Raw genomic sequence first — 25,976 nt, 5'->3', positions numbered from 1 at the left:
CCGACGTGGCCCCGGCGGGGGGGGGCGAAAGGCACGGTGGACGCGGTGTTCAACATGTTCGAAGAGCTCTTCAACCCGGGACGCAAGCACACGGACGAGGAGAAGAAGCGGCTGGAGCTGTCCCGGACCGACGTGAACGACGGCGATCCGGGACGCGGTCCGATAGACCTCGACTCAGGCACGGTGCTCATAGGCCCGGCGGAGCAGCCCCCGCAGGAGTGAGGGGCGCGAACAGCCGCAGCCGGTGGGCCAGGGCGGCCGCCTCGCCGCGGCCGACGACGCCCAGCTTGGCCAGGATGTTCGAGACGTGCACGCTGGCCGTCTTCGGGGAGATGAAGAGCTCCTCGGCGATCTGGCGGTTGCTGTTGCCCGCCGCGACCAGGCGCAGGACGTCCCGCTCGCGGCTGGTCAGGCCCAGGGCTTCGGCGGGGTCGGTGTCCGGTGCGGGCAGGGCCGGAGCCGGGCCTGCCTCGGTGAGCGGGAGCCGGGCCCGCTGGGCGAGCAGGGCCAGGTCCTCGCGGAGCCTGCGGGAGCCGAGCCGGTCCGCGGTGGCGTAGGCCTCGCGGAGCAGGACGGCGGCGGGCTCCCGGTCGCCGCCGGAGGCCAGCATGGCTTCGGCGAGCCGGTGGCGGGCGCGGGCCAGCAGGTACGGACGCTCCAGCGGGCGGACGGCCTGCTCGACTCCGGCCCAGTCGGCGACGGTGTCCCGGTCCTGGGCCCGCAGCAGCTCGGCCCGGAAGAACTCGGCGTGGGCCGTCCACGCGGGTACGGGGGTGGCCAGGCCGCGGGCGGCGCCGCGGAGCACGTCCAGGGCGGCTTCGCGGTCGGCGTCGGCGACCGGGAGTCCCCGGGCGTCCGCCTCGGCGGAGGCGGCGGCGAGCAGCAGCGGCCAGGCGTAGCGGTGGTGGCCGAGCGGGAAGCCGTAGGCGACGGCCTCTGCGATCTCCGCGCGGACGTCGGCTATCCGCCCCTCCCCCGCGGCGATGCCGACGGCGAGGCGGTACAGCGGTATGCGGTGCTGGGGCTGGCTGTCGTGGGTGCCGAAGTGGGCGTGGGCGGAGGCGAGTCGGGCGGACGCCTCGGTCAGTTCGCCGCGTGCCAGGGCCAGGTAGGACAGCCGTGCGGAGGCCGAGCCGCGCGGCGCCGCGCTCTGGCCGACGCTCAGGGCGCGCTGGGCCGCTTCGGCGGCCTCGTCCCAGCGGCCGAGGCTGTACAGGCTCTCGGCCATGTTCCCGCCGATCCAGGCCTCGGTGTCGAGCAGCCTCGATTTCCTGACGAGTTCGACCCCTTGTTCGGCCAGTTCCACGGCTTCGCGGGACCGGCCCATGCTTTCCAGCTGAGAGGTGAGGTTGATATGTGCACGTCCCGCCGCCATGACGAGCCCGAGTTCCGCGGCCCGCTCCCGGACCGCGAGCATCTCGGCGATACCGCGCTCGGGGTCTCCGGAGTCGGTGAGCAGGCAGCCCACCGTGATGCGGGCATTGAGCTCGATGTCCTCGGCTCCGAGCATCCGCGCGTACGCGGCGGCGCGTTCCGCGGCGGCGAGGTTGCCGGGGCCGGGGTTGTGGAGCATGCCCCAGCCCGCGGCCGCGACCAGGACCTCGGCGTGCACCTGCGACGGGGGCAGCCCCTTGACGAGCTCCTGGGCCTTGGCGAGCTCCTCCCAGCCGTCGCCGCGGGCCAGACTGGAGACGAGCCGGGAGCGCTGGGTCCAGAACCAGGCGGCACGCAGCGGGTCCCGGTCCTCCTCCAGCAGCCGCAGTGCGGTCTTTGTGATCTTCAGGGCGCGTTCGCGCTCGCCGCCGAAGCGGGCGGCGACGGTCGCCTCGGCCAGCAGGTCGAGCCGCTGCAGCGGGGTGGTCGCCGGGTCGCACCCGCACGGAGGGTAGACATCGGTGTAGTCCACCGGGCGCAGCGCCTCGCGGACCTCCTCCGAGGTGCTCTCCCACAGGTCCAACGCCCGCTCCAGCAGCCGCAGCTGTTCGGAGTAGGCGTGCCGGCGGCGGGCGGCGACCGAGGCGGCGAGGACGGCGGGCAGTGCCTTGGCCGCGTCGTTGGCGCAGTACCAGTAGCTGGCCAGCCGGATGACCCGCTCCTCGGCGCGGATCAGCGATTCGTCGGCCTCCATGGCCTCGGCGTAGCGGCGGTTGACGCGGGCGCGTTCGCCGGGCAGCAGGTCGTCGCTGACGGCCTCGCGGACCAGCGAGTGGCGGAAGCGGTAGCCGTCCCCGTCGGAGGTGGCGAGGAGGATGTTGGCGCCCACGGCGGCGCGCAGCGCCTCGATCAGCTCGTCTTCCGTCAGCCCGGCGACGGCGCGCAGGAGCGGGTACTCCACGGTGGAGCCGCCCTCGGCGACGATGCGCACCACGCGCTGGGCAGCCTCAGGCAGTACCTCGACGCGGACGAGCAGCAGGTCGCGCAAGGACTCGGTGAGTCCGGCACGGCAGCCGCTCTCCCTGCAGGCGACGAGCTCCTCGACGAAGAAGGCGTTCCCGTCGGAGCGGTCGAACACGGAGTCCACGAAGGCCTCGTCGGGCTGCGAGGCGAGGATGCCGGCGAGCTGGCGGCGCACCTCGGCCCGGTTGAACCGGGACAGTTCGATGCGCTGGACGGTGCGGAGCCGGTCGAGTTCGGCGAGCAGCGGGCGCAGCGGGTGGCGGCGGTGGACGTCGTCTGCCCGGTAGGTGGCGACGACGACGAGCCGGCCGCTGCCGAGGGTGCGGAAGAGGTAGGAGAGCAGGTGCCGGGTGGAGGTGTCCGCCCAGTGCAGGTCCTCCAGGACGAGGACGACGGTGCGGTCTGCGGCGAGCCGTTCCAGCATCCGGGCCGTCAGCTCGAAGAGCCGGGCGGTGCTCTCCTCGTCGTGCGGGCCGCGCGGGGTGTCGCCGAGTTCGGGCAGGATCCGGGCGAGTTCGTCCTCCTGGCCTGCGGCCGCGGCGGCCAACTCCCCGGGGAGCAGCCGGTGCAGGGTGCGCAGAGCGGTCGAGAACGGGGCGAAGGGAAGCCCCTCCGCCCCGATCTCCACACATCCTCCGACGGCCACCACCGCTCCGCGGCGCGCCGCCTCGCAGAGGAACTCCTCGGTGAGGCGGGTCTTCCCGACCCCGGCCTCGCCTCCGATGAGGACCGCCTGCGGCTCCCGGCCCGCGGCCCGGCCCAATGCGTCGGTGAGTACGGCCAGTTCGTCGGCTCGGCCGACGAACACCGGGCTGACAGATCTGGTCTCCACGTCGCCGAGCATCGCACAGGATCCCGGGCCGACGGCACTCGTTATCGGTGCGCTTCGCATCACGCGTCAGTCCACGCGGTTCGCGGTGCGGATCACGCGGCCCGGGTGAAGCGGCTGCGCTGCCCCCTCACCGATCCTTCGGGTTCCTGGCTGCGCGAGGAGACGCGGCGCGCCTTCTTGGCCTCCTGGACCCGGCGGAACTCGTCGGCCTCGCGGATGAGGTCGGCGCGGCGGGCGGTGGCGATCTCGTACTCGAACATCTCGTACTCCCTGGTTGCTCTTCTCGGGCACCTCGTTCGGTGTGATCCAAGATTCGCGTCCCAGAGGGTGCCGGCACATCGGGCGCATGCCGCATCTGTACGGGGCGGGGGTCCTTAGGCCGGGGCCGGTGGACCCCGGGCCGGACCGGGAGTGCCTAGGAAGGGGTCTTAGGCGGCCTTCGGGAGGGGAGCCAGGATGTCGAAGTACATGAGGCCGAAGAGCAGTACGCCCAGGGCGCCGAGCGCGACGGCGGCCCAGGAGACGGCCCGGACCCAGGTCGGCAGGGTGCGGCCGGGGGCGCCGAAGGCGGGGCGGGCCAGCACGAAGACGGCGAGGAGGAGGGCGAGGGTGGACAGCACGCCGTTGACGAGGGCGGTCATGTGCCAGGCGTTGCCGTACAGGGCCTGGATCTTCGCCTCGGTGGTGGTGGCGTTGACCGACTCGATCTGGCCCACGAGGGTCTGGCGCTCGGCTATGACGCGCGAGACCCAGCTCCCGCTGAGGGCGACGAGCCCGAGCCCGGCCGCGACGACGGCGGAGGCTGCGGCGCCGACGCCCTCGGACCGCTCCTCGCCGTCGTGGAGCTCGTCGTCGAGCGCCTCCTCAAGGTCCTCGTCGGAGAGGTCGGACTCGGGGGCCTCGGCGGTCTCGGCGGCGGTCTCCGCGGCGGCGTCCTTGGTGTCGGCCTCGGTCTCGGCGGCCTGCGGCGCGGCGGTGTCCGCCTCGGGAGCGGTCGGGTCGGCGGTCTTCGTGGTGTCCATGCGGGGCACCGTAGGCGGCTTGTCTGAGAGGTTTCTGAGAACGGGCCGGCGCCGTCGGGCCAGCCCGGCCGCGGCCACGGAACCGGGGCCGCGGCGGGTCGGGTCAGGCGGTGGGAGCCGGCGGCCACTCGTGGGCGAGGACCGCCCAGATCTCGGTGTCCTGGCGGACACCTCGGTACGGGTGGCTCTCGCGCAGGACGCCCTCGCGGGTCATGCCGAGGCGCTCCGCGACGGCGAGGCTCTTCTTGTTGGCGGAGGAGGCATGCCACTCGGCGCGGTGCATGCCGCGCTCGTGGAAGGCCCAGTCGATCAGGACGCGGCAGGCCCTGGTCACCAGGCCCCGGCCGGCCGCGGCGGGCTCCAGCCAGCAGCCGACCTCACAGTTGCCCGACTCGGCGTCGAAGATCCGGAAGAGGACCCCGCCGACGAGGGTGCCGCCGACCCGGATGCCGTAGATCCGTCCGCCGTCGGCGGCCGTCTTCTGCGCGTACGCGGAGAGGAACCCGCGGGCCGAGTCGAGGTCGGTGACGAAGTCGGCCAGGGCGATGTGCTCGCCGATGAACTCCCGGCCGCGGTCCATGTGCGCCAGGAACTCCTCGGCGTGCCAGACCTCCAGCGGGAACAGCTGGGCGTCGTCGGCGAGGGCTGTCGAGAACATGCGTCTTCCTTGGGTCTTCTACGGCGGGTTGCCGGATCACCTGGATGCGGTGGCGGGCTCGGCGCCGTCCTCGCTCGTGGCGGGGTCCGTACCGGGCCGCTGCGCGGGCGGTGTCGCACGCGGACCGCACTCCGGGGGCTCGATGCTGATCTTGGGGAGCCGGCGGTCCAGCCAGGCGGGGAGCCACCAGTTGGCGGCGCCGAGCAGGTGCATGAGCGCCGGGACGAGGAGGGTGCGCAGGACGAAGGCGTCGAGCGCGACGGCCGCGGCGAGCGCGATGCCGAACATCGCGATGATCCGGTCGCCGCTGAGCACGAACGCCAGGAAGACGGAGATCATGATGACCGCCGCCGAGTTGATCACCCGGCTGGTCTCGGCGAGGCCGACGCGGACGGCCCGCCGGTTGTCGCCGGTCTCCAGCCATTCCTCGTACATCCGGCTGACCAGGAACACCTGGTAGTCCATGGACAGCCCGAAGAGGACCGACACCATGATCACCGGCAGGAAGGGCTCGATGGGGCCGGCGCTGCCCAGGCCCAGCAGCTCACTGCCCCAGCCCCACTGGAAGATCGCGACGACGACTCCGAAGGAGGAGGCGACGGCCGCGACGTTCATGGCGGCCGCCTTGAGCGGAATGCCGATGGACCGGAAGGCCAGCAGCAGGAGGATGCAGCCGAGGGTGATCACCACCCCGACGAAGAGCGGCAGTTTCCCGACGATGACGTCGGCGAAGTCGTCGTAACCCGCGGTTACGCCGCCGACGTGGACGGTCAGGGTGCTGTCGTGTCCGGCGCCCGGAATGACGTTCTCGCGCAGCGTCGTGACCAGCTCACTGGTGGCGCGGGACTGCGGGGCGGAGTCCGGGATGACGGTCAGGACGGCGGTTTCCCCGCTCCGGTTGAAGACGGCCGGGCCGGTGGCGGCGACGCCGTCGGTCGTGCGGAGCGTCTCGGCCAGGTGCTCGACGGCGATCCGGTCCCCGGGGCCGCCGAGCCGGGTGACGACGGCGAGCGGGCCGTTCACCCCGGGACCGAACCCGTCGGCGAGCAGGTCGTAGGCCTGCCGGGTGGTGGAGCTCGCCGGATTGTTGCCCTGGTCGGAGGTGCCCAGGTGGAGCGAGAGGGTGGGCAGGGCGAGCACCACCATGACCAGCGTGGCGACGGTGCCGAGCAGCTTGGGGTGCCGCTCCACGAAGGCGGACCAGCGGGCGGCGAACCCGGTGGGCAGCTCCGGGCGCGGCCCCTCGGCGGCGAGCCTGCGGCGCTCGCGGCGCGAGAGGGCGCGCATGCCGATGTACGAGAGGAGGGCTGGGAGCAGCGTGACGGAGGCGGCGACGGTCAGCACCACGGTGAGGGAGGCGGCTATCGCGACACCGTTCAGGAAGTTCAGCCGCAGCACCAGCATGCCGAGCAGCGCGATGCAGACGGTGGCCCCGGCGAAGACGACGGCCCGGCCGGTGGTGGCGACGGCCCGCTCGGCGGCTTCCTCGACCGGCAGGCCGCTCATGAGGCCCTTGCGGTGCCGGGTCACGATGAACAGCGCGTAGTCGATGCCCACGCCGAGCCCGACGAGGGTGCCGAGCATCGGGGCGAAGTCGGCGACGGGCATGGCGTGCCCGAGAAGGGTGATGCCGCTATAGGCGGTGCCGACGCTGACCAGGGCAGTCGCGATGGGCAGCAGACTCGCCGCGAGCGAGCCGAAGGCGAGGAAGAGGACCAAGGCCGCGACGGCCACGCCTATGACCTCGGCGACATGGGCGGTGGGCGCCTCGGTCAGGCCGATCGCCCGGCCGCCGAGCTCGACCTGCAGGCCGTCCGCCTCGGTGGTGGGGTTCTTCGCGGCATCGACGACGGCCTTGGCCTGCGCCTTGGGTACGGAGTCGGCCTGCCGGTCGAAGGTCACCACGGCGTAGGCGGTGCGGCCGTCGGGGCTGATCTGCGCGGCGCTCTCGGGTGCGGTGCCGTAGGGACCGGCGACCGAACCGACGCCGGGGAGCCCGGCGATGGTGTCGAGGGCCTTGGTCATGCGCTGCTGGACGCCCGGCGTCCGGACTGTCTGGTGGTCCGGGGTCCGCCACACGACGGTGTCGGTGTCGCCGCCCTGGCCATGAAAGCCCGACCGGAGGAGGGCCTGGGCCCGGCCGGACTCGGTGCCTGGGACCTCGTAGTCGTTGGAGAACGCCGATCCGGCGGTCAGGGCGCCCGCGGCGGTGCCGAAGAGCGCGAGCATCCACAGGAGAACGGCTGCCAGTCGGTGCCGCAGGCACCACCGTGCGATCACTGCCAACGGACGTGCTCCCTGGTGGTTCGGATCTTTACCGGGAGCTGCCCGACGCAAAGAACGCTGGAACTCGTGAAGGTCCGGAGGGTCGCTCCGGGGACCGGCCGAGAGGGTATACAGCGCCACGATCGCAGCGTTTCGTGATCGTTGGCCCCTTTCGTGCGCATCGTCACAGGACGGTCATCCGCCCGACGGGCCGTCTGCCCTGTAACCCGGGACGGAGGGCCACCTGACGGTGAGCACCACGGCGTCCTCCTCCGCGTACCAGGAGTGGTCGACACCGCGGCCCCACACGACGTAGTCCCCCTGCTCGGCGAGGACGACGGTCCGGCCGGGGAACTCCAGCCGGAAGCGCCCGCTGATCAGCACCTGGAGCGCGGTGCGCTCCTCGCCCCGCACCCACTGGGCCCGCTCGTCGCCCTGCGGGTGAACTCCCCACTTGATCTCCACGTCGGTGCTGTGGCGCGGATCTTCGGGGTCCTTGAAGTGGCCGAGCAGCCATCCGCGGTCGGTGGCGGCGTCCGGACCGGCCTTGCCGGTGTAGATGGAGTCGTCGTTCACGGGGTGAGGCTAATGCAGTTGTGCGGCCGCACGAATGGCTGATGAGCTGGGGCAATGGCGATGGATCTTGACGAACTGCTGAAGGTACGGGCCGCATTCGACCGGGAGATGCGCCGCGACGCCCTGCCGGACGCCGCGCAGGCCCGGGTGGAGCGCGCGGGGGCGGTCGTCCGGCAGACCGTGGCCGGGCCCGGATGGAGCGGCGTGCTCTGGTCGGACCTCGACGAGGAGACTGCGGACGCCGAGATCGCGGCGCAGGTGGCGTACTTCGCGGGGCGCGGGGCCCCCGACTTCGAGTGGAAGCTGTACGGCCACGACCGGCCGGCGGATCTCGCGGACCGGCTGCGCACGGCGGGCTTCGTACCGGAACCCGCCGAGACCCTGCTGGTGGGACGGGTGCACGAGCTCGCCGCACTCCCGGTGGAACCGCCGGAGGGGATCACCCTGCGGCCGGTGACGGACGAGGCGGGCGTCGACCTGATGATGGACGTCCACGCGAAGGCCTTCGGAACGGAGCGCCCCAGGATCCGCCACCTGCTGCTCACCCTGCTGAGGGACGAGCCGGAGACCGTCGCGGCGGTGGTGGCGATGGCCGGGGACACCCCGGTGAGCGCGGCCCGCATGGAGATGCGCCCGGGCTCCTCCTTCGCAGGCCTCTGGGGCGGCGGCACCCTCCCCGAGTGGCGGGGCCGCGGCATCTACCGCCTCCTGGTCGCCCACCGGGCCCGCATCGCGGCGGAACGCGGCATCCCCTACCTCCAGGTGGACGCGTCGGACGACAGCCGCCCGATCCTGGAACGCCTGGGCTTCGACGTCCTGGGCACGACGGTCCCGTACGTCTGGACCGCGACGGCCTAGCGGTGCCGCCCTGGGCGGGGCGGCCCGGTCCCTCAAGGGCGCCCGCCCTTCCGCCCCACACCCCTCCGGGGCAAGATCACCCCATGGAACGCATTGGACCGCCCCTGACCGGGAACGAACGCAAAACCCTGCGCGCATTCCTCGACTACCACCGGGCCACCCTCGCCTGGAAGTGCGAGGGCCTCACCGACGAGGAGTTGCGCCGCCCCTCGATGCCGCCGTCCACCCTCTCCCTGCTGGGCCTGGTCCGGCACATGGCCGAGGTCGAGCGGCACTGGTTCCGCCGCACCCTGAACGGCGAGGAAATCCCCCACCTCTGGTCCGACACCCACGACTTCCAGGCCGCCTACGACGCCTCCGGCGCCACGCGCGAGGAGGCCTTCACCGCCTGGGAGACGGAGGTCGCACACGCCCGCCGCATCGAGGCGGCCGCCGAGTCCCTCGACGTGACGGCGTACGTGACCGGCTGGAAGGAAGAGGCCTCACTGCGCCTCGTCATGCTCCACCTGATCCACGAGTACGCGCGCCACAACGGCCACGCCGACTTCCTCCGCGAGGCCATAGACGGCGCCACCGGGGCCTGACGCCCCCGGGAGGCGGAGCCCGGAGGCCGCATCCGGGCTCCGCCCCGCCGGGCCGGTGCGGCGGACCCTCCCCTCACCACCCCATAGACTTAGGGAAGCCTAACCTAATGAAACGGGGGGAAGAGTGTGAACCTTGTGCCCAACGCCGACGCCTTCGAGCTCTACCGGGACGACTGGGGCATCCCCCATCTCCGCGCCCCCGATGCCAACCGACTCGCCTACGCCCAGGGCCGCATCACCGCCCACGACCGCGCCTGGCAGTTGGAGGTCGAGCGGCACCGCGCCCAGGGTTCCAGCGCCGCCTTCCTCGGACCGGACTCCGTCGCCTGGGACCGCTTCGCCCGCCAGTCCCGGCTCGCCGACACCGCCCGCCGCTGCCACGAGGCACTCGACCCCGACACCGCCGCCTGGGTCCGGGCCTACGTGGACGGCGTCAACGACGGGCTCACCCAAGGCGCCGCCCGCGACTCGCGGTTCACCCGCACCGGCCACACCCCGACCCCCTGGGAGCCGTGGGTTCCGCTCGGCATCTGGATCGCCACCCACATCCTCTTCGCCGGGTTCGCCACCAAGCTGTGGCGCGAGCGCGTGGCTCGCGCCCTGGGCGAGGACGCCGTCACCCTCTTCGCCACCGACGGCCCCGGCACCGCCGGCAGCAACGGCTGGCTGGTCCCGGGCGGCCGGACCGGCAGCGGCTCGGCGATCATCGCGGGCGACCCGCACCGGTTCATCGAGGACCCGGGCGTCTACCAGCAGATCCGGCTCTCCTGCCCCGAGTACGACGTCCTCGGCCTCGCCGTCCCCGGCATCCCCGGCTTCGGCCACTTCGGGCACACCGGCAGTGCCGCCTGGGCGATCACCAACGCCATGGCCGACTACCAGGACCTGTACGTCGAGCAGCTGCGCCCCGCCGAGGGCGGTGCCGGGGACGGAGGCCGGGACGGAGACCGGGACGGAGACGGGAACGGAGGCGGCATCGAAGCCCTGGGCCCCGACAACACCTGGGAGCCCGTCCACCGGCACACCGAGACCATCACCGTCGCCGGCGCCGACCCGGTCGAGGTCGAGGTCCTGGAGACCGCCCGCGGCCCGGTGATCACACACGGCGGAACGGCGGAGCAGACCCTCTCGCTGCGCTACCCGCCCCGCGTCCGCCGCGACCTCGGCTTCGCCGTCCTGCCCGCGCTGCTCCGCGCCCGCACCGTCGCCGACATCGACCGCGCCCTCGACGGCTGGGCCGAGCCCGTCAACGTCGTCCAGGCCGCCGACTCCGAGGGCGGCCTGCTGCACCGCGTCGCCGGCGCGGTCCCGCTGCGCCACCGGGCCAACCGGCTGCGCCCGGTGCCCGCCTGGGATCCGCAGTACGTCTGGCAGGGCTGGGCCGAGACCCCCGCCGAACCCGTGCAGGGCTTCGCCGTCATGGCCAACGCGCGCGGGATCGCCTCGCCGCTCGGCGTGGAGTTCGCGCCTGCGCACCGCGCGGAGCGCATCCGCGAGCTGCTCTCCGGCTCGGCCGACTGGTCCCCGAAGGCGATGGCCGACGTACACCGGGACACGTACCTGGCCTCGGCCGCCCCGCTGCTGGCCCTGCTCCCCGGGCTCGACGGCCTGTCCCCCGCCGCGCGGGCGCTGCGCGCCCGGCTGCTCGCCTGGGACCGGCACATGGCCGCCGAAAGCACCGATGCGACCGTCTTCTCGGCGTTCCGGGCCTGCGTCGTACGCCGCTTCGCCGCCGATCCCGCCCTCGCGGACCTGGCGGGCGCGCCGGCCGGCCCCGAGGTGTTCCACCCGTGGCTGTACCTCGTCCCGCGCGTCGGCTACGCCCTGGAGGGCCTGCTGACCACCGCCCTCCTCCCGGCCCTCGACCGGGCGGCCCACGTACGCGCCGCCCTGGAGGAGACCGCCGCGGCGGGCGCCCCCGACACCCCGTGGTCGCAGGTGCACCGCCTGGCACCCTGGTCGGCGCTCCCCGACCCGGACGCACAGTGGCCCGGCCTCGGCGGTGACCACGACTGCGTGAACGCCACCTCCACCGTCCCCGGTTTCACCGATCTCACCGCCCGTGCATCGGCGGCCCGTTACGTCTGGGACCTGGCCCGCCGCGAGGACAGCCTCTGGGCGGTCCCGCTCGGCGCGGACGGCGTCACCGGATCACCCCACCACCGCGACCAGCTCCCGCTCTGGGCGCAGTGCGAACTCGTCCCCGTCGTCACCGACTGGACCCGCCTCACCAAGGAATCCGTATGACCAGCAGCAGCGCCTCCGCCCGCCAGCCCGTCCACTCCCAGCGGATCGAGGGCGTCGGCACGGTCACCCTCACCCCCGTCGACCCGGCCGCCGACGCCGCGCTGATCCACTCCTGGGTCACCGAGGAGCGGGCCCGGTTCTGGGGCATGGGCGAGGCCAGCCGGGAACTCGTCCAGGAGATCTACGAGGACGTCGACCGCCGCACGACTCACCACGCGTTCCTGGCGCGCCGCGACGGAGAGCCGGTCGCGCTGTTCCAGACGTACGACTGCGCCGAGGACCGGGTCGGCGAGTGCTACGAGGTCCGGCCCGGCGACACCGGCGTGCACATGCTGCTCGCCCCGCCGCCGAGCGGGACCGAACGGGGCTTCAGCGCGGGCCTGATCAGGGCCTTCCTCTCGTACGTCTTCTCGGACGGGACCACCCGGCGGGTGATCGCGGAGCCCGACGCCCGCAACGAGAAGGCCGTCGCCCGCCTCGTGCGGACCGGGTTCGTACTCGGCCCCGAGGTCGAGCTTCCCGAGATCGACCTGCCCGAGGTGTACCTGCCGGCGAAGCAGGCCCGCCTGGCCTTCCTCAGCGCGCCGATCAGTACGTGACGCAGATCCGCCGACCCGGCCCGTCGACCCGGATCCGCCCTCCGACGGGGATCACGAGTTGCGGGTCGGTGTGGCCGAGGTCGACGTCGAACACCACCATGGTGTCGGGGGCGTACTGCTGAACGGCCCGCAGGACGGCCCCGCGCTGGTCACTGCGGAAACGCGCCTTGTCCTGGGCGCCGAGCCTGTTCTGGAACGACCAGCTCTTCGCTCTGCCCATCAGCAGGGCGGGAAACCGGCGCAGCAGCCCGCGTTCACCCATGCACCGGAGGATCCGGTAGACCTCCTCGGCCCGCGGCATCTCCTCGGACGTCTCCAGGAAGAGCACGTCTCCGGTGTAGGTGTCGGCCGGTTGCACCGCGCGGTCGGCCATCAGCAGCCAGGAGATGATCTCGATGTTGCCTCCCCAGCCGGCCCCTTCGACCACTGTGCCGGCGTTGTGCCATGTCCAGCCGTCGGCGGGCTCCATCGGGGGTTCGGCCGCGAAGGTGAGCGGGTCGTCCCAGGGGCGGTCGACGTCCCGGCAGGCGGACGAGGGGGTGAGTTCGTACGTGCCCGAGGTGAACAGGGCCGCCCGGAAGGAGTCGGCGGTCTGCGGGTGCATCGCGCCGGGCCGTCCGAGCTCGGTCATCACCGAGGCCCCGTGGTAGCCGACGATGCCCAGGTTCCGCAGGAACAGCAGCAGGTTGGTGTTGTCGCTGTACCCGAAGAACGGCTTCGGGTGGGCGCGCAGGAGCTCGGCGTCGAGATGGGGGAGCACGGTGATCTGGTCGTCGCCGCCGATGCTTGCGATCACCGCCTTGACCTCGGGGTCCGCGAAGGCCGCGTGGATGTCGGCGGCGCGTTCCTCGGGCGTCGCACCCATCGTGCGGGTCGTCGGGTATTCCACCGGAATCAGCCCGAACGTGTCCCGGAGCCTGTGCAGCCCCAGCGCGTAGGGGCGGGGGAAGAGCCCGGGCAGCCCGGACGACGGGGAGAGCACCGCGATCCGGTCTCCGGGGCGGGGCTTGGCGGGATGGAGGGGAGCCGTCATCGGAGCCGTCATCGGAGCCGTCATCGGAGCCGTCATCCGGCGATCGTAGGAGCGGTCGGCGCGCGCGCCGAAGCGATTTGTTCGGTCCGCCGCCCCGGAACGCCGTTCGGGGCCGCTGCGCCCCGGCCTTCGTCACCCCTCCGGGATACCCATTCCGATTGACCGCGCCCCCTCCGTCCCGGGAAGCTGATTTCCCATCACATCAGCGGCGCTGGGGGGAAATTGACCAGCCAGAACCTGCACATCGGGCCGGATGCGGCAGCGGACCGGTACCGGTTGCTCCGGTCGATCGGGCGCGGCGGAGAGGCCGTGCTCTATCTCGCCGAGATCGAGCTGGCCGGCGGGGCCGAGCCCGTGGTCGTGAAAGTGCTCGACTCGAAGACGACCATCACGCCCGACGTCTTCGACCGGATCAGCCGGAAGTGGAACGAGCAGGCGGAACTGCTCCGGTTCGTCCACCGGCCCGGGGTGGTGGGCGTACGGGAACACTTCGAGGGGCCGCCGATCCACCGGCCCGGGGAGTCCTCGACGCTGACCGGCCGGGCCCTCGTACTCGTCATGAACCATGTCGACGGGCTCGACCTGCGCGACTGGCGGGCCGAGCTGACGCTGGCCACCGCCGCCGAGCGGCGCGAGGTGATGCGGACGCTGGAACAGCTCGCCGACGTACTGGACTGGCTGCACTCGGGGAAGGCCACCCCGTCCGGGCGCCAGGTGATCCACGGTGACCTGTCACCGGGCAATGTGATGGTCGACGGCCATGGACAGGCCACGCTGGTGGACTTCGGGCTGAGCAAGCTGACCGCCGACCACCAGACGGCGGAAGTGTGGTTCACGCCCGGGTACGCGGCTCCCGAGGTCTTCGACGGCAAGCGCACACCGGGCACGGACCGGTACGCCTTCGGGGCCATCGCGTACTTCCTGCTGAGCGGCCAGTCCCCGCCGGCCACGCCGGAGCTGCTGGCCCGGGCCCTGACCGGGCTCCCGCAGATCGCAGCGCTGGATGCCGAGCAGCGGGCCCGGATCGCCGCGATCTGCTCGGCCGACCCCGGGGAGCGGCCCCTCAGCCTGGCCGGGTGGATGAAGGACATCCGGCACGCGGTGGTCTCCACGACCACCTCCGCCTCGCAACCCGCGGGCAGCGTGCGCGACGCCGTCCCGGCGCGGCCGGCGACCCCGCCGCAGCCGGTGGTTCCGCCCCAGCCCGCGACCCCGCCGGCCCCGGCCGCGCAGGTCCCCCCGCCGCCCGCGCAGAGCCCGCCGGCCACGCAGGTCCCAACCCCCGCCCCCGCCCCGGCCCCGGAGCCCGAACCCACGACGGCGGCAGCGGCTGCGACGGCCGCGATGGCGTCCGTACCCGCCGGCTACGGGCCCGCCCACAGCCCGGCCCCGCCGTCGGGGCCGACGCAGACCCCGCCTGCGCGCAGGAAGCGCAGGGCCGGGCTGATCCTCGGCGCCGTCGCCGGGGTCCTGGTCGTGGCCGCGCTCGCGGTGGCCGGGATCCGGCTCCTGGGCAGCGACAAGGACAAGGGGGCGGACGGGGCCGGGGGCGACAAGCCGGCCGCGAGCTCCGCACCCGCCACGTCCTCCCCGACCCCGGCCGCCACCCCTTCGCGGAGCGAGGAGGCCGAGGTTACGGCCGAACCCACGGCATCGGGCTCCAAGCCCCCGTCCGGCATTGCGCCGGACATCAAGGCGGCGGACCTCACCGTCATGTCCCCGGTGTCGGACCTGGGCGGCTTCAGGATCGGAGCAGCGAAGATCAACACGAAGCAGTACGGGGCCGCATTCATCGCGCACCCGGACTGCAACGACGAGGCGTACGCCGAATTCGACCTCAACCGCGAGTGGAAGGAGCTGGAGTTCACGGCAGGGATCGACGACGGCTCCACCAACGAGCAGGGCCGGGTGACCATCTCCCTCGACGGGCAGCCCGCCGCCTTCTCCGAACTGGTGGAACTCGGCAAGCCCATCACCCGGTCGGTACAGGTGTCGGGGGCCCTGCGGCTGCGCGTCAAGGTGGACAAGGGCTGCAACAACGGCACGGTCGTCATCGCCGGCCCCGTCCTCAAGCGCTGAGGGAGCCCTCCGGCACCCAGAGGTCATGGCGCATCGCCGCCCGCATGGCGGAGATGCGCCGCCAGGCCTCCTCCTTGGCCAGGGAGGCGGTCGCGGCCGTCTCACCCGGCTCGGGGGCTCCCCGCTCCAGCCGCTTCACCTGCCCGTAGACGTCGTTGAGGGCGCGGTTGACGGACGCGGCCCGCGCCAACACCCCGTCGGGCGCGGCCACATGGGCCTCCGAGTGCCGGCCCCGGTGGGCGCTCTTCGCCGCGTCGAGGGCCTCCCGGTCGGCCTCCGGTCGCCCGGTCTGCGGGAGACGGGATACGGGGAAGGCCCCGCACCACCAGGTGCGGGGCCTTCGGCCGTACTGCGGGCGGGAAGGGGTCAGCCCTCCGTCACGCCCAGGCGCTCCAGGATGAGCTCCTTGACGCGAGCCGCGTCGGCCTGGCCGCGGGTGGTCTTCATGACCGCGCCGACCAGGGCGCCGACAGCGGCGATCTTGCCGCCGCGGATCTTGTCGGCGATGGCCGCGTTGCCCGCGATCGCCTCGTCGACGGCCGCGCCGAGCGCGCCCTCGTCCGAGACGACCTTCAGGCCGCGCTTCTCGACGACCTCGTCCGGGGTGCCCTCGCCGGCGAGGACGCCCTCCAGGACCTGGCGGGCCAGCTTGTCGTTCAGCTCGCCGGCCGCGACCAGCGCCGCGACGCGCGCGACCTGGACCGGGGTGATAGGCAGCTCGTCGACGACGACGCCCCGCTCGTTGGCGTTGCGGGCCAGCTCGCCCATCCACCACTTGCGCGCGGCCGTCGAGTCGGCGCCCGCCTCGATCGTGGCGACGATGGAGTCCACCGCGCCCGCGTTGAGGATCGACTGCATGTCGTGCTCGCTGACGCCCCAGTCCTCGCGGAGGCGGTTGCGGCGCACGCGCGGCATCTCGGGCAGGCCTGCGCGCAGCTCCTCGACCCAGTCGCGGGCCGGGGCGACGGGGACCAGGTCGGGCTCCGGGAAGTACCGGTAGTCCTCGGCGTTGTCCTTGATGCGGCCGGAGGTGGTGGAGCCGTCCTCCTCGTGGAAGTGACGGGTCTCCTGCACGATCGAGCCGCCGGACGACAGCACGGCTGCGTGGCGCTGGATCTCGAAGCGGGCGGCCCGCTCCACGGAGCGCAGCGAGTTGACGTTCTTGGTCTCCGAGCGGGTGCCGAACGTCTCGGTCCCGTTGGGGCGCAGCGACAGGTTCACGTCGCAGCGCATCTGGCCCTTGTCCATCCGGGCCTCGGACACGCCGAGGGCCTTGATGACCTCGCGCAGCTCGGCGACGTACGCCTTGGCGACCTCGGGGGCCCGCTCGCCCGCGCCCTCGATCGGCTTGGTGACGATCTCGATGAGCGGGATGCCGGCGCGGTTGTAGTCCAGCAGGGAGTGGGACGCGCCGTGGATACGGCCGGTGGCGCCGCCGACGTGCAGCGACTTGCCGGTGTCCTCCTCCATGTGGGCGCGCTCGATCTCCACGCGGAAGATCTCGCCGTCCTCCAGCTGCACGTCGAGGTAGCCGTTGAAGGCGATCGGCTCGTCGTACTGGGAGGTCTGGAAGTTCTTCGGCATGTCCGGATAGAAGTAGTTCTTCCGGGCGAAGCGGCACCATTCGGCGATCTCGCAGTTCAGCGCAAGGCCGATCTTGATGGCCGACTCGACGCCGATCGCGTTGACGACGGGCAGCGAGCCGGGCAGACCGAGGCAGGTGGGGCAGGTCTGCGAGTTGGGCTCGGCGCCCAGCTCGGTCGAGCAGCCGCAGAACATCTTGGTCTTGGTGCCGAGCTCGACATGGACTTCGAGGCCCATGACGGGGTCGTACGACGCGAGGGCGTCCTCGTACGACAGCAGTTCGGTGACGGTCACAGTGAAACTTCCCTCTCAGCCCAGCAGAACGTCGTCGTCGCCGAGGCGCTTCAGCTCGCGGTACAGGATCGCGAGGCCGGTGACGATGGCGGCGGCGGACACAACGGCGTCGACCAGCTTCAGCGTGTCGTGCTCGGAGCGGGCCTTCCTGGCCTGCTTGATCACGCTGATGGCACCGAACGCGGTGGTGCCGATCGACAGGTACGTACCGGACTTGGACTTCTTGAAGCCCTTGGCCTTGGACAGAGCACTCGAACTCACAGCGACGGTGCCTCCTCAAGCAGCGGGTGACCCCAGCGCTCGACGAAGGCGGCCTCGACGGCTGCACCGACCTTGTAGAGGCGGTCGTCCTTCATCGCCGGGGCAATGATCTGCAGGCCGACCGGCAGGCCGTCCTCGGGCGCCAGGCCGCAGGGCAGCGACATGGCGGAGTTCCCGGCCAGGTTGGTCGGGATGGTGCACAGGTCCGCGAGGTACATGGCGAGGGGGTCGTCGGTGCGCTCGCCGATGGCGAAGGCGGTGGTCGGGGTCGTCGGGGAGACGATCACGTCGACCTGCTCGAAGGACTTCTCGAAGTCCTTGCTGATGAGCGTGCGGACCTTCTGGGCGGAGCCGTAGTACGCGTCGTAGTAGCCGGAGCTGAGCGCGTACGTACCGAGGATGATGCGGCGCTTGACCTCGTCGCCGAAGCCGGCTTCGCGGGTCAGGGCGGTGACGTCCTCGGCGGACTTGGTGCCGTCGTCGCCGATGCGCAGGCCGTAGCGCATGGCGTCGAAGCGGGCGAGGTTCGAGGAGCACTCGGACGGCGCGATCAGGTAGTACGCGGCCATCGCGAGGTCGAAGGAGGGGCAGTCCAGTTCGACGATCTCGGCGCCCAGCTCCTTGAGGAGCTCGACGGACTCGTTGAAGCGCTGGACGACGCCGGCCTGGTAGCCCTCGCCGGCGAACTGCTTGACGACACCGACGCGCATACCGGCGACGGAGCCGTTGCGCGCCGCCTCGACGACCGGCGGGACCGGGGCGTCGATGGAGGTGGAGTCCATCGGGTCGTGGCCGGCGATGACCTCGTGGAGGAGCGCCGCGTCCAGGACCGTACGGGCGCAGGGCCCGCCCTGGTCGAGGGAGGAGGAGAAGGCGACCATGCCGTAGCGCGAGACACCGCCGTACGTGGGCTTCACGCCGACCGTGCCCGTGACGGCGGCGGGCTGGCGGATGGAGCCGCCGGTGTCCGTGCCGATGGCGAGGGGGGCCTGGAAGGCGGCCAGCGCGGCCGCGGAACCGCCGCCGGAGCCGCCGGGGATGCGGGTGAGGTCCCAGGGGTTGCCGGTGGGCCCGTACGCGCTGTTCTCCGTGGAGGACCCCATGGCGAACTCGTCCATGTTGGTCTTGCCGAGGATGACGACGTCGGCTTCCTTGAGCTTGCGCGTCAGGGTGGCGTCGTACGGCGGGATCCAGCCTTCGAGGATCTTCGAACCGACGGTGGTCGGGACCCCGACGGTGGTGAAGATGTCCTTGAGGGCGAGCGGGACGCCGGCCAGCGGGCCGAGCTTCTCGCCGCGCTCTCGCTTGGCGTCGACGGCGCGCGCCTGGGCAAGGGCGCCCTCGCGGTCGACGTGCAGGAAGGCGTGGACCTTCTCGTCGGTCGCGTCGATGCGGGCCAGGTGGGCCTCGGTGACCTCGACGGCCGTCAGCTCGCCGGAGGAGATCTTCTCGGCGGTCTGGGCGGCCGTGAGCTTGATGATCTGGTCAGTCATGGTTGTTAGTCCTCCCCCAGGATCTGCGGCACCTTGAAACGCTGCTGCTCCTGGGCGGGAGCGCCGGAAAGCGCCTGCTCGGGGGTGAGCGACGGTCGGACCTCGTCCGCGCGCATGACGTTCGTCAGCGGCAGCGGGTGGGAGGTCGGCGGGACGTCTTGGTCGGCGACCTCGGAAACGCGGGCGACCGCGCCGATGATGTCGTCGAGCTGTCCGGCGAAGTGGTCGAGCTCTTCGCTCTTCAGTTCCAGACGTGCCAGCCGAGCGAGGTGGGCGACCTCCTCGCGCGTGATGCCAGGCATGCAGCGATCCTCTGGGGGTGGTGAGTGTGTAGTTTCGTGACCAATCCTATGGGGCTGGGCCCCGGACCCACGAAACCGTTTACCCCGGGGCGCTCGCGGCACCGCTGCACGGGCTCTGTCCCCGCCTCGCGCTCTCTGCCGTTTCCCGGGGCGGGCCCGGACCCGTTCGGCCGGCCGCGGACCCCACCGACGGGGTCCGCGGCAAGGCCTGCGGGGTCCGGGCACGGCCGGGCCGGCCGGCGGCCGGGGCCGCCGGACTACTGGGCCGGGGTTTCCGCGCCCGTCGGTGACGCCGAGAGTTCCGCCGTGATGTCCGCCGGGCGGCGCCAGCCGCGTTCGCCGCGGGCCAGGAGCCAGGCCGTGGCCTCCTGCGGGGGCATGGCGGCCGCGACCAGCCAGCCCTGGACGGCGTCGCAGCCCAGGTCGCGCAGGCGCTCCCAGGTCTCGTCGTCCTCCACGCCCTCGGCGACGACGAGCAGCCCCAGCGAGTGCGCGAGGTCGACGGTGCACCGGACGATCTCCGCGTCCTGCGCGTCCACCGCGAGCCGTGCCACGAACGAGCGGTCGATCTTCAGCTCGCTGACCGGCAGCCGCCGCAGGTGCACCAGGGAGGAGTAGCCGGTGCCGAAGTCGTCGAGCGACATCTTCACGCCGTGGCCCGTCAGGCCCGCCATGGTGTCGGCGGCGCGCTGCGGGTCCTCCAGGAGGACGTGTTCCGTTATTTCCAGCTGGAGGCCGCTGGCCGGGACCCCGTGCCGGGCCAGCCGGGCCGCGACCGCGCCCGCGAAGCCGGGCGTGTGGACGTCGCGTGGGGAAACGTTGACGGCGACGGGGACCTTCAGGCCCTGGGCCCGCCAGCGGGCCACCTGGGCGAGGGCCGTCTCCAGCACGTATTCGGTGAGGTGGGGCATCAGCCCCGAGGTCTCGGCGATCGCGATGAACTCGTCGGGCGACACCCTGCCGCGTTCCGGGTGCACCCACCGCACCAGGGCTTCGAGCCCGGCCACCTGGCCGTCGAAGCGGACCTTGGGCTGGTAGTGGAGTTCCACTTCGCCGGCGTCGAGGGCCCGGCGCAGATCGCCGAGGAGGCCGAGCCGGTCGGGGGTGTTGCTGTCCCGCTTGGACTCGTACACCTCCACGCCGGTGCGGTCCCGCTTCGCCTGGTACATCGCGACGTCGGCGCGGCGCAGAAGCCCTTCCGCGTCCAGCGCGTGGTCGGGGAAGACGGCGAGTCCGGCGCTGGCTTCCAGGACCAGGGTCAGTCCGTCCAGGTCGAGGGGGGAGCTGAGCTCGGCGACGAGGTGGCGGGCGACCCGCTGGGCGCTGGTGGTGGAGTCGGTGGTGGGCAGCAGGACGGCGAACTCGTCCCCGCCGAGGCGCGCGGCCTCGGCTTCCTCGGGCAGGGCCTGGCGGAGCCGGTCGGCGATCTGGAGCAGCAGCCGGTCGCCGGCGAGGTGGCCGAGCGTGTCGTTGACCGCGCGGAACCGGTCCAGGTCGATCAGCACGAGAGCCGACCGGGTGCCCAGACGTTCCGCCTCGTCCAGTGCGGACCAGGCGCGCTCCAGCAGCCACTGCCGGTTCGGCAGCCCGGTCAGCGGGTCCCGCAGCTGCTCCTCGGCGCGGGCCCGGGCGATCCACAGGGTGGAGTCCAGGGCGATCAGCGGTACGGCGAACAGCGGCAGCAGCACCGGCTGCGTCACGGCGACGACGCAGATCAGCGGCGCGATGCCGAGGAGGGCGACCGCGACTAAGGCCTGGCGGAGCAGTGCCGTCCGGGCGATGGTGGGCAGTGCGCCCCCGCGCGGGGTCAGCGCGATCCACAGCAGCACCTTGGTGACCATCAGGTAGGCCAGGGCGACCAGGATGATCTCGGGGGCGGCCTCCAGCCCCCAGGTGGTGGGCCGCCACGGCGTCTCGACGGTCGGCTCCTGGCCGAACGCGGCGAGTACGAGGGCTCCCGCGCCGATGCCGAGGATGTCGGTGGCGCCGTGCAGCAGCCCCTGGCGCCAGCGGTGCCGGCGCGCGGCCCCGACCAGGGACACCACGGCGAGGGAGACGAGTCCCGCAGGCACCCAGCCGTAGAGGACGAGCACGCCAAGGGTGAGTGCCGCGCCCGAGCCCGTGCCGCCCGACCAGCGGTCCCGGCCCAGCGCGACCAGGTGGCCGACGATGATGCCGGTCAGCAGGGCGAGCGCCCAGCCGACGGGGCCGCCGGGAAACAGGGCATGACGGCCACTCAGCGCGGAAACGGTGCCGGCCGCGAGGACCGCGACGGCCACGCCCACGACGATGAAGGGCAGCACGGTGCGCTGCGGCGCCCGTCCCGATCCCGCGCCGGTGTCGAGCGGGTGGGTGTCCGGTGTCCTGGAACCCAGGACACCGAGCCGGCCCGCCCGCATGGACGGGATCTCCCCGCCGAATTCAGGTGACGGGTCGGCGCTTTCGGTGGGTTTCATGCCCGTCCCTCTCACAGCCGGCAATGCCGATGCCACGCGATGGCCCCGATGTCATGCCATCACGGCTGGAAGCGCATCACGCAGCCGTGCACGACAGGCGCACCCCTCAACAGTAGGACGCGAGAGGCTCCCAGGGGCAGCGGTCGGCGGCGGTTGCCCGAATGCGACCCAGCCATCCTCATCAGTACGGTATCCGCCGAACGGGTGAGTTTGGACCAGGACCCCCGGGTAGCCCATCCGATGATCCGACAGGCAACGGCCCTGCGAACAGCCCTGTACCAGCCTTTTACCACCGGGCGTTGCGCCTGGCGTGCGCCCGCCCGTATGGCCGCACGCCACGCATCCGTTCGCCTTCGCTACTCCCCCGGGGCGCGTCCTGCCATTTCTCCCGGGGGGGGTTACTCCACTCCGGCGTCGCCTTCCACCGGGAGCGCCGCCTCGCGGGCCGCGTCGGGGCCCTGTTCGAGGAGCACCGCGAAGCCCGCGTCGTCGAGGACGGCCAGCTTCAGCTGCACGGCCTTGTCGTACTTGGAGCCCGGGTTGTCGCCGACCACGACGAAAGAGGTCTTCTTCGAGACGGAGCCGGTCACCTTGGCGCCGCGGCTCTGCAGGGCCTCCTTCGCGCCGTCCCGCGTGTGGCTCTGCAAAGTGCCGGTGACGACGACGGTCAGGCCTTCCAGTGGGCGCGGCCCCTCCTCCTCGCCGGACCCCTCCTCCTCCATCCGGACCCCGGCCTCCCGCCACTTGCGCAGGATCTCCTGGTGCCAGTCGACGGCGAACCACTCCTTGACCGCCGCCGCGATGATCGGCCCGACGCCCTCGGTGGCGGCGAGTTCTTCCTCCGTGGCCTGCTCGATCCGCTCGACGGAGCGGAACTCGCGGGCCAGGGTCTCCGCCGCGACGGGGCCCACGTGCCGGATCGACAGGCCGTTGATGAACCGGGCCAGGGGGCGCTCCTTGGCGGCCGCGATGTTCTCCAGCATGGCCAGGGCGTTCTTCTTCGGCTCGCCCTTCTGGTTGGCGAAGACCGTGACGATCTTCTCCTCGCCGGTCTTCGGGTCGCGCTTGGGCAGCCCGCTGTCGGCGTCCAGGACGTACGCCTTGATGGGCAGCAGCTGCTCGATGGTGAGGCTGAACAGGTCGCCCTCGTCGAGCATCGGCGGCTCGGCCGGCTCCAGCGGGTTGGTGAGCGCGGCCGCGGCCACGGCGCCGAAGTTCTCGATGTCCAGGCACTGGCGGCCTGCCAGGTAGAAGAGCCGCTCGCGCAGCTGGGCCGGGCACGTCTGCCCGTTGGGGCAGCGGAGGTCGATGTCGCCCTCCTTCATCGGCCGCAGCGCCGTCCCGCACTCGGGGCACTCGGCCGGCATGACGAACTCCCGCTCGCTGCCGTCGCGCAGGTCCACCACCGGGCCGAGGATCTCGGGGATGACGTCGCCGGCCTTGCGCAGGACCACGGTGTCCCCGATGAGCACGCCCTTGGCCTTGACGACCTCCTGGTTGTGCAGGGTCGCGAACTCGACCTCGGAGCCGGCCACCGTCACCGGCTCCACCTGCGCGTACGGGGTCACGCGGCCGGTGCGGCCGACGCCGACCTTGATGTCGATCAGCTTGGTGTTGACCTCTTCGGGGGCGTACTTCCAGGCGATCGCCCAGCGCGGGGCGCGGGCCGTGGAACCGAGGCGGCCCTGGAGCGGGATCTCGTCGAGCTTGACGACGACACCGTCGATCTCGTGCTCCACGGAGTGCCGGTTCTCGCCGAAGTAGGAGATGAACTCGCGGACCTCCGCGAGCGAGGACACCGCCTTGTTGTGCCGGGCCGTGGGCAGGCCCCACTCGCCGAGCAGCTCGTACGCGTGCGAGAGCTTGTCGATGTCGAGGCCCGCGCGGGCACCGATGCCGTGCACCACCATGTGCAGCGGCCGGGTGGCGGTGACCTTCGGGTCCTTCTGCCGCAGCGAGCCGGCCGCCGCGTTGCGCGGGTTGGCGAAGGGCTTGTCGCCCGCCTCCACGAGCCGGGCGTTGAGCTCCTCGAACTTCTCCATCGGGAAGAAGACCTCGCCGCGGATCTCGACCAGGTCCGGGATGCGGTCGCCCTTGAGGCGGTCCGGGATCTCGGCGATGGTGCGGACGTTGGGCGTGATGTCCTCGCCGGTGCGGCCGTCACCGCGGGTGGCGGCCCGGGTGAGGCGGCCCTTCTCGTAGGTGAGGTTGACGGCCAGGCCGTCCACCTTGAGCTCGCACAGGTAGTGGAAGTCGGGGGTGTTGACGTCCCGTGCCACCCGGTCGGCCCAGGCCGCCAACTCCTCGTCGTCGAAGGCGTTGTCGAGGGAGAGCATGCGCTCCCGGTGCTCGACGGACGCGAAGTCCGTCTGGTACGCCCCGGCCACCTTCTGCGTGGGCGAGTCGGGCGTGCGCAGCTCGGGGTACTGCGCCTCCAGCGCCTCCAGCGAGCGCAGCAGCTTGTCGAACTCGGCGTCGCTGACGACCGGCTGGTCGTTCACGTAGTACCGGAAGCGGTGCTCCTCGACCTGCTCGGCCAGCAGCGCGTGCTGCTCGCGCACCGCCGTCGGTGCGGCCGTGCCGTCGCCGGCCTGCTTCTGTTCGGCTGCCATGCCGTGTCCTCCCGTGGCCCGACTGTTTCCGTCACTCAGGGTTGTCGGCGAGGGACCTCGCCGCTCTGACGCAGTGCGCCTGCACCGCGCGGGCGTAGGCGGGCGAGGCGCCCGCCAGACCGCACGACGGAGTGACCACGACGGACTCCGCCAGAGTCCCCGGGGCCAGCCCCAGCCTGCGCCAAAGCTTCCTGACACCCATGACGCTACCGGCAGGGTCCGACAACGGGGCGTCGGTGCCCGGTACCACTCCGGCGAACAGTTTCGCGCCGCCTTCGACGGCCTCACCGATGGCGTCGTCCTCGCGCTCGGTGAGCAACGAGAAATCGAACGACAGGCCCGTGGCGCCGGCCCGCCGGAGCAGGCCGAAGGGCACCCCGGGTGCGCAGGAGTGGACGACGACCTCCCCGTCGTGGACGGCGAACAGGTCGCGGAGGGTGCCCTCGACGACCTGCCGGTCCACGGCCCGGTACGTCCGGTACTTGCTCGCGGACCGGACGCGTCCCAGCAGCACCGCGGCCAGGGACGGCTCGTCGAACTGGAGAACGATCTCGGCACCGGGGATGCGCCTCCGTACGTCGGCCAGGTGGTCGCGCAGCCCCTCCGCGAGCGATCCGGCCAGGTCGCGGCAGGCTCCGGCGTCCTGGAGCACCGCCTCGCCGCCGTGCAGCTCCAGGGCGGTGGCCAGGGTCCACGGTCCGACGGCCTGGATCTTGAGCTTCCCCCGGTACCCCTGGGTGAACTCCTCCAGCGCGTCGAGGTCTTCGCCGAGCCAGGACCGGGCGCGCCTCGTGTCGCGGCCGGGGCGGTCGCTGATCCGCCAGCCGCTCGGCTCGACGTGGGCGTACATGTCGACGAGCAGCCCGAGGGAGCGGCCGATCATGTCCGCGCCGGGCCCGCGGGCGGGCAGCTCGGGGAGGTACGGGAACTCCTCGAAGGACCCGGTGGCGGTCTTGGCGGCCTCGCGGGCGTCGCCGCCGGGGAGGGAGCCGACTCCGGTGGCCGCGGCGGTCATCGGCCCGGCCTCACGGTGAGGTCGTTGACCTCGGCGTCGCGCGGCAGGTCGACGGCCATGACGATGGTGGTGGCCACGGACTCGGGGTCGATCCACCGGGCCGGGTCGTACTCCTTGCCCTCCTGGGAGTGCACCTTCGCCTGCATCGCGGTCGCGGTCCGCCCGGGGTACACGGAGGTGACCCGGATGCCGTTGGGCTTCTCCTCGGCGCGCAGCGAGTCGGCGAGGGCCTTGAGCCCGTGCTTGGAGGCCGCGTACGCGCTCCAGTCGGCGTGGGCGGTGAGGCCGGCGCCGGAGTTCACGAAGACCACGGTGGCGCGGGAGGCCCGCAGGGTCGGCAGCAGCAGCCGGGTGACCTCGGCGGGGGCGACCAGGTTCACGTTGAGCTGCTGGTGCCAGGTCTTGGGGCGCAGCTCGCCGACGGGGCCGAGGTCGACGATCCCGGCGATGTGCAGGAGGGAGTCGATCCGCTCGGGCACGGCCTGCTTGGAGAACGCCCAGGACAGCCGGTCGGGGTCGGCGAGGTCGCCGACGAGGGCGCGCGAGCCGGGGTACTGCGCGGTGAGCTGCTTGGCACGGGCGGCGTCGCGGGCCAGGAGGACGAGGTCGTCGCCGCGGGCGTGCAGCCGGGCGGCGACGGCGGCACCGATGCCTGCGCCGGCACCGGTGATCAGGTGAGTAGCCATACGCCCCATGCTCGCAGGTCGCCGGTGCCGGACAGGGCACGGCCCGGACGCCGCCGGCGGCCCCGCCGCCACCCCGAATTCGCGCACGCCCCGGAGAAGTGGTCCGAACCCAACGAGACGAGC

The 25,976-nt window shown here is 72.5% G+C and carries 22 protein-coding genes; 6 read left to right on the top strand and 16 right to left on the bottom strand.

The annotated features are described in order from the left end of the window. Positions 1-54: 54 nt before the first annotated feature. Positions 55-222 carry a DUF6191 domain-containing protein gene (locus ABTY04_RS33410; protein ID WP_352217222.1) on the top strand — a complete coding sequence of 56 codons (168 nt, stop codon included), beginning with the start codon at positions 55-57 and terminating at the stop codon, positions 220-222. Here the strand turns inward: ABTY04_RS33410 and ABTY04_RS33405 are convergent. From ABTY04_RS33405 to ABTY04_RS33380, 6 genes are all read right to left on the bottom strand, one after another. Further along, positions 188-3,241, bottom strand: a complete 3,054-nt coding sequence (locus tag ABTY04_RS33405) for a helix-turn-helix transcriptional regulator (RefSeq protein WP_352217186.1) — start codon at positions 3,239-3,241, stop codon at positions 188-190. The two genes, ABTY04_RS33410 and ABTY04_RS33405, sit on opposite strands and share 35 nt — an antisense overlap. A gap of 80 nt (positions 3,242-3,321) precedes the next feature. Next, positions 3,322-3,489 carry a hypothetical protein gene (locus ABTY04_RS33400; protein WP_352217185.1) on the bottom strand — a complete coding sequence of 56 codons (168 nt, stop codon included), beginning with the start codon at positions 3,487-3,489 and terminating at the stop codon, positions 3,322-3,324. Between the two features lie 168 nt (positions 3,490-3,657). Next, positions 3,658-4,251, bottom strand: coding sequence for a hypothetical protein (locus ABTY04_RS33395; protein ID WP_352217184.1), 594 nt, complete (start codon positions 4,249-4,251; stop codon positions 3,658-3,660). Positions 4,252-4,354: 103 nt separating this feature from the next. Next, positions 4,355-4,909 (bottom strand): GNAT family N-acetyltransferase, encoded by a 555-nt coding sequence (locus ABTY04_RS33390; protein ID WP_352217183.1) that lies wholly within the window; start codon positions 4,907-4,909, stop codon positions 4,355-4,357. Between the two features lie 36 nt (positions 4,910-4,945). Further along, complete coding sequence (locus ABTY04_RS33385; protein WP_352217182.1) at positions 4,946-7,195, bottom strand: MMPL family transporter; 2,250 nt, start codon at positions 7,193-7,195, stop codon at positions 4,946-4,948. Positions 7,196-7,369: 174 nt separating this feature from the next. Continuing rightward, complete coding sequence (locus ABTY04_RS33380; protein ID WP_352217181.1) at positions 7,370-7,750, bottom strand: cupin domain-containing protein; 381 nt, start codon at positions 7,748-7,750, stop codon at positions 7,370-7,372. 60 nt (positions 7,751-7,810) lie between these two features. Between ABTY04_RS33380 and ABTY04_RS33375 the strand changes: the two genes are divergently transcribed. From ABTY04_RS33375 to ABTY04_RS33360, 4 genes are all read left to right on the top strand, one after another. After that, positions 7,811-8,608, top strand: a complete 798-nt coding sequence (locus ABTY04_RS33375) for a GNAT family N-acetyltransferase (protein ID WP_352217221.1) — start codon at positions 7,811-7,813, stop codon at positions 8,606-8,608. 83 nt (positions 8,609-8,691) lie between these two features. Then, entirely contained in the window at positions 8,692-9,192 is a 501-nt protein-coding gene (locus ABTY04_RS33370) for a DinB family protein (protein ID WP_352217180.1), read from the top strand. Positions 9,193-9,318: 126 nt separating this feature from the next. After that, entirely contained in the window at positions 9,319-11,439 is a 2,121-nt protein-coding gene (locus ABTY04_RS33365; protein WP_352217179.1) for a penicillin acylase family protein, read from the top strand. Next, positions 11,436-12,038, top strand: a complete 603-nt coding sequence (locus tag ABTY04_RS33360; RefSeq protein WP_352217178.1) for a GNAT family N-acetyltransferase — start codon at positions 11,436-11,438, stop codon at positions 12,036-12,038. The genes ABTY04_RS33365 and ABTY04_RS33360 overlap by 4 nt, the downstream gene beginning before the upstream one ends. Here ABTY04_RS33360 and ABTY04_RS33355 read toward each other — a convergent pair. After that, on the bottom strand, positions 12,028-13,071 hold the full coding sequence (locus ABTY04_RS33355) for a S66 family peptidase (protein ID WP_352217220.1): 1,044 nt from the start codon (positions 13,069-13,071) through the stop codon (positions 12,028-12,030). The two genes, ABTY04_RS33360 and ABTY04_RS33355, sit on opposite strands and share 11 nt — an antisense overlap. A gap of 222 nt (positions 13,072-13,293) precedes the next feature. Here ABTY04_RS33355 and ABTY04_RS33350 point away from each other — a divergent pair, with 222 nt between their 5' ends. After that, a complete protein-coding gene (locus tag ABTY04_RS33350) occupies positions 13,294-15,150 on the top strand; it encodes a protein kinase domain-containing protein (protein WP_352217177.1) in 1,857 nt (618 codons plus the stop codon). Here the strand turns inward: ABTY04_RS33350 and ABTY04_RS33345 are convergent. From ABTY04_RS33345 to ABTY04_RS33305, 9 genes are all read right to left on the bottom strand, one after another. Then, positions 15,140-15,361, bottom strand: coding sequence for a hypothetical protein (locus ABTY04_RS33345; RefSeq protein ID WP_352217176.1), 222 nt, complete (start codon positions 15,359-15,361; stop codon positions 15,140-15,142). The genes ABTY04_RS33350 and ABTY04_RS33345 overlap by 11 nt on opposite strands. Positions 15,362-15,516: 155 nt before the next feature. Beyond that, complete coding sequence (gene gatB, locus ABTY04_RS33340) at positions 15,517-17,028, bottom strand: Asp-tRNA(Asn)/Glu-tRNA(Gln) amidotransferase subunit GatB (RefSeq protein ID WP_352217175.1); 1,512 nt, start codon at positions 17,026-17,028, stop codon at positions 15,517-15,519. 15 nt (positions 17,029-17,043) lie between these two features. Continuing rightward, complete coding sequence (locus ABTY04_RS33335) at positions 17,044-17,289, bottom strand: hypothetical protein (RefSeq protein WP_266842460.1); 246 nt, start codon at positions 17,287-17,289, stop codon at positions 17,044-17,046. Then, the gene (gene gatA / locus ABTY04_RS33330) at positions 17,286-18,782 is read right to left on the bottom strand and encodes an Asp-tRNA(Asn)/Glu-tRNA(Gln) amidotransferase subunit GatA (RefSeq protein WP_352217174.1); all 1,497 of its coding nucleotides are present in this window, start codon (positions 18,780-18,782) and stop codon (positions 17,286-17,288) included. Before gatA ends, ABTY04_RS33335 begins: the two co-directional genes overlap by 4 nt. A 5-nt stretch (positions 18,783-18,787) precedes the next feature. Continuing rightward, a complete protein-coding gene (gene gatC, locus ABTY04_RS33325) occupies positions 18,788-19,084 on the bottom strand; it encodes an Asp-tRNA(Asn)/Glu-tRNA(Gln) amidotransferase subunit GatC (protein ID WP_007266718.1) in 297 nt (98 codons plus the stop codon). A 257-nt stretch (positions 19,085-19,341) separates the two neighbouring features. Further along, the gene (locus ABTY04_RS33320) at positions 19,342-21,540 is read right to left on the bottom strand and encodes a putative bifunctional diguanylate cyclase/phosphodiesterase (protein WP_502996770.1); all 2,199 of its coding nucleotides are present in this window, start codon (positions 21,538-21,540) and stop codon (positions 19,342-19,344) included. 398 nt (positions 21,541-21,938) lie between these two features. Then, the gene (ligA, locus tag ABTY04_RS33315; RefSeq protein ID WP_352217173.1) at positions 21,939-24,152 is read right to left on the bottom strand and encodes an NAD-dependent DNA ligase LigA; all 2,214 of its coding nucleotides are present in this window, start codon (positions 24,150-24,152) and stop codon (positions 21,939-21,941) included. Positions 24,153-24,183: 31 nt separating this feature from the next. After that, positions 24,184-25,167, bottom strand: coding sequence for a methionine synthase (locus ABTY04_RS33310; protein ID WP_352217172.1), 984 nt, complete (start codon positions 25,165-25,167; stop codon positions 24,184-24,186). Then, the gene (locus ABTY04_RS33305; RefSeq protein ID WP_352217171.1) at positions 25,164-25,853 is read right to left on the bottom strand and encodes an SDR family oxidoreductase; all 690 of its coding nucleotides are present in this window, start codon (positions 25,851-25,853) and stop codon (positions 25,164-25,166) included. Before ABTY04_RS33305 ends, ABTY04_RS33310 begins: the two co-directional genes overlap by 4 nt. Between the last annotated feature and the right edge of the window lie 123 nt (positions 25,854-25,976).

The sequence above is a fragment of the Streptomyces sp. NPDC097981 genome (assembly GCF_040302565.1).
In the GTDB taxonomy this organism is placed as follows: Bacteria; Actinomycetota; Actinomycetes; order Streptomycetales; family Streptomycetaceae; genus Streptomyces.
The sequence above is the reverse complement of the archived record's forward strand: the minus strand, read 5'-3'. Positions and strand labels throughout refer to the sequence as shown.